This window comes from Pseudomonas sp. JV245A (genome assembly GCF_032424515.1).
GTDB classification, from domain to species: Bacteria; Pseudomonadota; Gammaproteobacteria; order Pseudomonadales; family Pseudomonadaceae; genus Aquipseudomonas; species Aquipseudomonas protegens.
This window is the reverse complement of record NZ_VYKE01000206.1, coordinates 1-6,820: the sequence shown is the minus strand read 5'-3', so window position 1 is coordinate 6,820 and position 6,820 is coordinate 1. Positions and strand designations below refer to the sequence as shown.

General features: G+C 63.8%; 8 protein-coding genes. 2 read left to right on the top strand and 6 right to left on the bottom strand.

Annotated elements, in window-relative coordinates; genetic code table 11:
- On the top strand, positions 1-583 hold a 583-nt coding region (locus tag F6S12_RS28750), incomplete at its 5' end, for a sel1 repeat family protein (RefSeq protein WP_315869617.1).
- 54 nt (positions 584-637) lie between these two features.
- Here the strand turns inward: F6S12_RS28750 and F6S12_RS28745 are convergent.
- Entirely contained in the window at positions 638-1,588 is a 951-nt protein-coding gene (locus F6S12_RS28745; protein ID WP_315869616.1) for a DMT family transporter, read from the bottom strand.
- Positions 1,589-1,699: 111 nt separating this feature from the next.
- On the opposite strand from F6S12_RS28745, the gene F6S12_RS28740 reads away from it, so the two are divergent.
- Complete coding sequence (locus tag F6S12_RS28740) at positions 1,700-2,497, top strand: AraC family transcriptional regulator (protein WP_315869615.1); 798 nt, start codon at positions 1,700-1,702, stop codon at positions 2,495-2,497.
- A gap of 8 nt (positions 2,498-2,505) precedes the next feature.
- On the opposite strand, the gene F6S12_RS28735 is transcribed toward F6S12_RS28740, so the two are convergent.
- The 5 genes from F6S12_RS28735 to F6S12_RS28715 form a co-directional block, all read right to left on the bottom strand.
- Positions 2,506-3,501, bottom strand: a complete 996-nt coding sequence (locus F6S12_RS28735) for a hypothetical protein (RefSeq protein ID WP_141323223.1) — start codon at positions 3,499-3,501, stop codon at positions 2,506-2,508.
- Positions 3,477-4,550 carry a hypothetical protein gene (locus F6S12_RS28730; RefSeq protein ID WP_315869614.1) on the bottom strand — a complete coding sequence of 358 codons (1,074 nt, stop codon included), beginning with the start codon at positions 4,548-4,550 and terminating at the stop codon, positions 3,477-3,479. The genes F6S12_RS28735 and F6S12_RS28730 overlap by 25 nt, the downstream gene beginning before the upstream one ends.
- 184 nt (positions 4,551-4,734) lie before the next feature.
- Positions 4,735-5,538, bottom strand: coding sequence for a transglutaminase domain-containing protein (locus F6S12_RS28725; RefSeq protein WP_077933923.1), 804 nt, complete (start codon positions 5,536-5,538; stop codon positions 4,735-4,737).
- The gene (locus F6S12_RS28720; RefSeq protein WP_011060816.1) at positions 5,535-6,485 is read right to left on the bottom strand and encodes an alpha-E domain-containing protein; all 951 of its coding nucleotides are present in this window, start codon (positions 6,483-6,485) and stop codon (positions 5,535-5,537) included. The genes F6S12_RS28725 and F6S12_RS28720 overlap by 4 nt, the downstream gene beginning before the upstream one ends.
- A 3-nt stretch (positions 6,486-6,488) precedes the next feature.
- Positions 6,489-6,820, bottom strand: a 332-nt coding sequence (locus F6S12_RS28715) for a circularly permuted type 2 ATP-grasp protein (RefSeq protein WP_315869613.1), incomplete at its 5' end; no start/stop codon positions are given.

Below are 6,820 nucleotides of genomic sequence, written 5' to 3'. Positions count from 1 at the left end.
GCCCACCGACCAGGAACTGATCGCTGCCCTGTACGCCAAAGTCCAGGCCCGGCAGGACTGGCAGGCCCAGGCCAGGCAATGCCCCGGCGACAACATGCCGGCCAGGGCCGCGATACGGGTCACGCAGGCCAACCGCTGCGAAACCCCGGAGCAGCTGGGGGCCTGCCTGCAGCGCTGCGAAGCCGGCGACGGCAACGATTGCTACTGGCTGGCAACCACCCTGCAACAGGCCAAAGGGCCGGTCGAAGGCTATGAACCGCTGTACCAGCGCGCTTGCAGCCTGGGCCTGGTCTCCGGCTGCACCAACCGCGCCGCCGGCATGCTCACGGCCGACGCCGACAGCCAGGGCACCCGGCACTGTGCAGTGCAGACCTTCAACAAGGCCTGTGAGCTGGATGACCCCTGGGCCTGCACCATGTACGGCTTCCACCTGAGCCGGGGCATAGGCGTAGCGCCCGGCGCCGATCTGGCGCTGAAGGTGCTGGATAAATCCTGCAAGCACGGCCCCGCCGACCCTGCCTGCAGCGGTGCCCGCCAGTTGCAGGAAGACATTCGCAACGCCCTTGAGGCGGCGAAACGCTGAATCGTCCCGGGAACAGTTTCGCTGGCAGGAGCCGACTTGCCAGCGCCCGGGCGTTCAAGAACTGCGCGGCGCCACCGGGCTTTCGCGATTGCGCTTGAAACGCTGGCGCAGCCATTCGTAGCCGCTGACCATGACAATCCCCGCCAGCAACAGCAACGCGCCGAAAATGAAGTTCGGCTCCAGCGGCTCATGCAGCAGCCAGACCCCGAAACCGATGCCGAACAGCGGGGTCATGAACGACAGCACGCCCAACCGCGAGGCCGGGTAGCGGCGCAGCAGGGTGAACCAGATCAGGAAGCTGGCGAACGACACCACCAACACCTGAAAGCCCAGGCTGGCGACCACCAACGGAGTGAAATGGATGCTGGTCTGATCGGTCAGCAGCGCCGCCAGCCCGAGCCAGACAAAGGCCCCCAGCAGTTGATACTGCAGGGTCCGGGTGGTGGGGCTGGAGGCTAGCCGCGAACAGCGCACCACCACGGTGGTCGCGCCCCAGGCGACCCCGCCCAGCACCCCGAGAAAATCCCCCAGCAGCACATGGCTGCCACCGCCGTGCCCGGCCGCGGCGGGGCCGCTAAAGGCCACGACTATGCCGCCAAAGGCCACGCTGATACCCAGCCACTGCGCGGGTTTCAACCGCTCGGCCGGCATCAGCCAGTGCAGCCCCAGGGCGGCGAAGATCGGCGCGGTATAGAGAAAGATCGCCATGTGCGACGCCGTGGTGTAGCGCAGCCCTTCACCCACCAGCAAAAACTCCAGGGCGAACAGCCCGCCCACCAGCAGGCCCGGGCGCCAATGGCCGTCGCCCAGCCCCAGGCGCTCGCCGCGCCAGCACATCAGCAGCCCCACCAGCAGCGCCGCGCCTCCGGAGCGCAGGGCAATCTGCAGCACCGGGGCGATGTCCGATGCAGTGGCCTTGAGCGCCACCTGCTGCAGGCCCCAGATCGCGCACAGGCCGACCATCAGGCTGCAGGCGGTGGCATCCAGGGGTTGGCGAGTGGCCATGGCAGATCCTTCATCGAGAAAAAGTGATGAAGGATTGTCCGCCTGACAGTTTTCCTAGATATAGTTTTAATCCGCCAGCCCATAGCACTTATCCGCCAACCGGTGCCCGCCGTGAACAAAGCCGCGCAACAGTTGCACCTGCCACCTTTCAGCGAAGCCCTGCCGGCGCCGATCTTCTTTCGCGCGGCCAACCTGCCGGCCCACGCCACCTACCCGCGCCACCGCCATCCGTGGGGCGAGTTCGTCTATGCCTACAGCGGGGTGATGGAAATCGAGCTGGGTGACCACCATTACCTGGCGCCGCCGCAGTACGGCATCTGGCTGCCGCCGAATGTCGAGCACATGGGCTTCAACCGCCACGAAGCCTGCCACTGCTCGCTGTACCTGGCGCCCGAGCTGTGCACCGCCCTGCCCGCCCGGCACTGCGCCCTGAGCCTCAGCCCGCTGGTCCTGGCGCTCCTGGACGACTTGCGCCAGGCGCCACCGGGCCTGCCCCAGAGCGACGAGCAACAGCGCCTGCTGCAGGTGCTGGTGGACAAGCTGGGGCATGCCTCCTGCGCCGGCAGCTACCTGCCCTCTTCCGACGACCCGCTGCTGGGCCCGGTGCTGCGCACCCTCAAGGCCAACCCAGGCGACCCGCGCTCGCTGCCGCAACTGGCCCATGCCGCCAACACCAGCGAACGCACGCTGATGCGGCGCAGCCAGCGCGAGCTGGGCATGTCACTGGTGGAATGGCGCCAGCGCCTGAAGGTGGTGCAGGCCCTGGCCCTGCTGGAACAGGGACGGACCGTGGAAAGCATCGGCCTGGACCTGGGCTACAGCAGCGCCTCGGCCTTTATCAGCATGTTCCGGCGGATGATGGCCACCACCCCGGATGAATATCGCCGCCAAGCCATGGGCCGCGACTGAGGACCCGGTCAACTGCCAATCAGCTTCACACAAGGCTCAAGGTCGGATTTCAAACTGATGAAGGCCGCTTGCTCCACCGCCTGGTCACGAGCTTTTATGGCGTTGTCCAGATCGGTTTGGGCATTCTTCAATTCGTTGTCGGCTGCCAATTGCCTCTTTTGGAGATCACTCTCGGATTCCTCCTTCAGAGGCTGAATATTGGAAAGACTCTTCTTCTGTTCATAATGTCTCTGTGCAGCCAGGAGTTCTTCCTCTTGTCCAGCAATGTTGCTCCTCTTGAGTTCGCTGTCCTTGTTGTATTGCTCGGCATACCTTTTGAAATCGGCCTGGCTCGGCGCCATGGGCCTCTGGCCCCGTATCAGGCTGCGATAGCGGTCAAAAATATCGTTGATCCGCGAAATGCTGTCGGGCACGGCTGCCTGGGCCGCGCCCTTGATGTCATCCAACGCAGAACTAGCGGCCTGTACACGGGCCGCTTCAGTCAAGGGATCCAGCACGTCTGCAACACACCTGAGTGAGGTCAACGCCGTCTCATGAGTGTCGAGCGTGGTTGCAGGGGCATAGAAACTGTCCAGAGCCAACGCCCCCAGAGCCAACCCCAGGCCGGTGTTTAGCAACCCTGTCTTGGAAGCAAGTTGGCCAACTGTTGCCGACGCACCGCCCACCAACGCCGTTTCCTGATAGGCCGTTCTCTGGCCGCTTTTCTGATCCGCGGCCTGCGAGACTTTGAGCTTCACCGCTACCAACTCTTGCTTGACCTCATCCAGCGTAATGGGATCTTGCCTGGCAGCTGTCGCTCTTGCCAAACGGATCATTTCACTGAACGTCTGGTCAGCGGAAATAGCCGAGCCGGGCCCCCAGGAACCGCACTTTTTTTGCTGAAAACACGGAGAACTGCACCCGCCCATTGCAAGAATCAGCAGCCCCCCCAGGATTTTGATAAGCATCGACGGCATAACGTGGAACTCCCTTTCAGCACTTAAAGCCCGGACGATTTCAGACATTGGCGCATCTCTGCCACCGACATGCCCGTATGACACTGATCCACCGCACGCTGGAGATTTTCCTGGCTCACAGCCTCCAACAAGGCACCGTAAGGAGGCTGTTCCTGCTTGAGCCGGGCGTCACTCAAGATAATGACCTCGACCTTCTCTTCGATGGCGGCGCGGATCCTGATATCAGCGGCGCCCCGGGGTCTGTTTCGGGTCTGCTCACAGCTGTCCTGTTTAAGGTCAGGCCTGGACAGAAAAGGCGGCAATAGGCCGGCTTCGATGGCCGTACAGCGTTGAGCCAGAGAGATCGGCCCAGGCAGTTGCTGTTTCAGCGCGCCGTAACGCAGCAGTTGATGAGCGGCAATAGAGGCTTCGCCAAACCTCGGACCGATATCCCCCACCACAGCTAGAACCTCTCGGCCGTTGAACTGCAGGGAGGCGACCTGCCCCAGGCGATTTCTTGCAACACGTGGCGCGACGATGAAAGGCACAATCGCTGCGTCCAGGGAGCGCGCCCTCTGCTGATCGTCCCGAAGCATCAATGACGTCAGAGAAATATAGGGCACCAGGGAAATGCCCTCTACGGTCGCCAGAGTGGGACCCTGGCGGGGAGCCCCCAGCCCTCCACCTACAATGTATCCCTCGATACCTCCGGACTTACAGGCTACGGGCTCGGCGCCATGGAGCCCGTCAACAGCAAAGGCAAAGACACAGAACTGCTTTGACGCGCGGCCAAAATGCAGCCTGTCAGCTTCGGCAAAGTACTCTGAACAACGATTGCCGGCAGCTGTGCAGGACTCAGAGGCTCCATTGCCTTTCCAGAGCACCATGCCGTCGCCAAGATAGGAGAAACCGTGATTGCCTTGTGCGTAGGAAGCCTGTGCACCATCGGAGTTGACCTCCAGTGGGATTCGCATGGCGATACTGCCGTCCTTGAACTCAAGCAGTCGCAGATGCCCACCGGAATGGTTGACAGTACTCGGTGCAGGGCAGGAAGCAGTTGCAAAGGTTGGCGCAACAACAATCAGGCTGAACAGGCTCAGAATCCACCGAGACAACATACCGCCATCCTTGACCGCTTGGGTGCAGAGAGAAGTAAGGGCAGTGAAGCATAGGATCCGAGTAATAGCCTTAAGCCATAAAAGAAAATTTGCTACCTGGAATCAGAGCCCTTTCTCAAGCTGGAACTGTCACAAAGGTCCCGAACACCAGGACCTCTGTCCCCTCCATGGGCCGCTGCCAGGACTACTGCGTCTGCACCTGAAGCTGCGAGTTGACCCGCACCTGCACCTGCGCGTGCATCTGCTCCGCCCCGCCACCGCGACGCATGCCGCGTACCGGGCAGGCGTCCAGATAATCCAGGCCCACCGCCAGTTTCAGGTGGCGCTCGGGGCGGTCCAGGCGGTTGGTCACGTCGAAGCTGTACCAGCCGTCATCCAGCCAGGCTTCGGCCCAGGCATGGCTGGCCAGGTGGCTCTGGTCCTCGGTGCACAGGTAGCCGGACACGTAGCGCGCCGGTATGCCCAGGCTGCGGGCGCAGGCCAGGAACGCATGGGTGTGGTCCTGGCAGACGCCGGCACCGCCGGCAAAGGCTTGCGCGCCGGTGCTGCCGACCCCGGTGGCGCCAGGGCTGTAGGGCATGTGCTCGGCCAGTGCCTGCATCAGCTCGATCAGCGCGACGCGATCGCGGCGCTCGCCACAATGCTGTCGGGCAAAGTCGCTCAGGGCCGGGTCGGCCTTGCTCAGGTGGCTGCTGCGCAGGAACGGCAGCGGCGACTGGCTGTCGCCCTCCACTTCGCGCAGCGGGTCGATCTGCACTTCGCCGAAAGCGCTGAGGACGATCGCGCCGTGGGGCTCGTCCAGGGTCATGACGTGGAGGATGTTGCCGTAGGGATCGCGCTGGGCACGCACCCGCCGCGGCAGCTCCAGGTGCCATTGGAGGATCTGCTGGCGCAAGCTGTTCTGGGGCGTCAGGCGCAGAAACTGGATGCTGGTGCAGACTTCATCGGTGTAGCTGTAGGTCGTGTCGTGACGAATGGACAGTTTCATACCACCTCCAGATAGGACTCGTGCACGGTTTGCCCCAGGTGGCGGATCTGAGCGATGCAGTCGGTCAGCCACTGGTGCAGCCCGGAGTCGAGAATCTCGTTGATCCCGGTGTAGCGCAGCCGCGCATTCAGCTCGGCGGCCAGGCGCTGTGCCGGGCGGCCGTTGTCCCCCGGCAGGGCGGCGAGGATCTGGTCCAGCTCCTCGACGCAGGCGTGCAGCGAGCGCGGCACATCGGCGCGCAGCAGCAGCATTTCGGACACCTGCTCGGCCCCCGGGGCGTTGCGGTAGATCTCGTTGAACGCCTCGAAGGAGGACAAGGCGCGAAGCAAGGCGCTCCACTGGTAGTAGCCGCGGGCCGAATCGTCGCTGACCTCCTCGGACTCCTCGCCGAACATTTCATAGCGCGCATCCAGCAGGCGCAGGGTGTTGTCGGCGCGTTCGATAAAGGTCCCCAGGCGGATGAAGCGATAGGCATCGTTGCGCATGATGGTGCCGGCGGTAGCGCCGCGGAACAGGTGCGAACGCTCCTTGACCCACTCGCAGAACTGGCTGATGCCGTAGCGCCCCAGGCCGTTGCGGGCGATGTTGCGCATCTCCAGCCAGGTGGCGTTGATGTTTTCCCACATGTCGGCGGTGATCCGCCCGCGCACCGCGTGGGCGTTGCTGCGTGCCGCGCGCAGGCAGCAGTAGATGCTGCCCGGGTTGCTCTCGTCGAGGGCGAAGAAATGCAGCATGCGCTCGCTGTTGAGTTCGCCGTGGCGCTGGTGGTAATCATCCAGGGTGCCGGCGGCCAGCAGCGACATGGCCAGTTCGGCCTGGCCGTCGCCGCGCCCGGCCTGGGGCATCAGCGACAGCGAATAACTGACTTCGAGCATGCGTGCCAGGTTCTCGGCACGCTCCAGGTAGCGGGACATCCAGTACAGATCGGCTGCGGTTCTTGAAAGCATGGTTCAGTCCTCCACCACCCAGGTGTCTTTGGTGCCGCCGCCCTGGGACGAGTTGACCACCAGCGAGCCCTCGCGCAACGCGACCCGGGTCAGGCCGCCGGGCACCAGGCGGGTTTCCCGGCCCGAAAGCACGAACGGCCGCAGGTCGATATGCCGCGGCGCGATGCCGCTTTCGACAAAGGTCGGGCAGGTGGACAGCGACAGGGTCGGCTGGGCGATATAGGCCTCGGGCCGGGCCTTGATCCGCACGCGGAATTCCTCGATCTGCGCCGCCGTGGCCGCCGGCCCCACCAGCATGCCGTAGCCGCCGGAACCCTGGGTTTCCTTGACCACCA

Excerpts from the sequence above, each read along its gene's own strand:
- F6S12_RS28745 (WP_315869616.1), bottom strand. The coding sequence starts at position 1,588 with ATGGCCACTCGCCAACCCCTGGATGCCACCGCCTGCAGCCTGATGGTC.
- F6S12_RS28735 (WP_141323223.1), bottom strand. The coding sequence starts at position 3,501 with ATGTCTGAAATCGTCCGGGCTTTAAGTGCTGAAAGGGAGTTCCACGTT.
- F6S12_RS28725 (WP_077933923.1), bottom strand. The coding sequence starts at position 5,538 with ATGAAACTGTCCATTCGTCACGACACGACCTACAGCTACACCGATGAA.
- F6S12_RS28730 (WP_315869614.1), bottom strand. The coding sequence starts at position 4,550 with ATGTTGTCTCGGTGGATTCTGAGCCTGTTCAGCCTGATTGTTGTTGCG.
- F6S12_RS28720 (WP_011060816.1), bottom strand. The coding sequence starts at position 6,485 with ATGCTTTCAAGAACCGCAGCCGATCTGTACTGGATGTCCCGCTACCTG.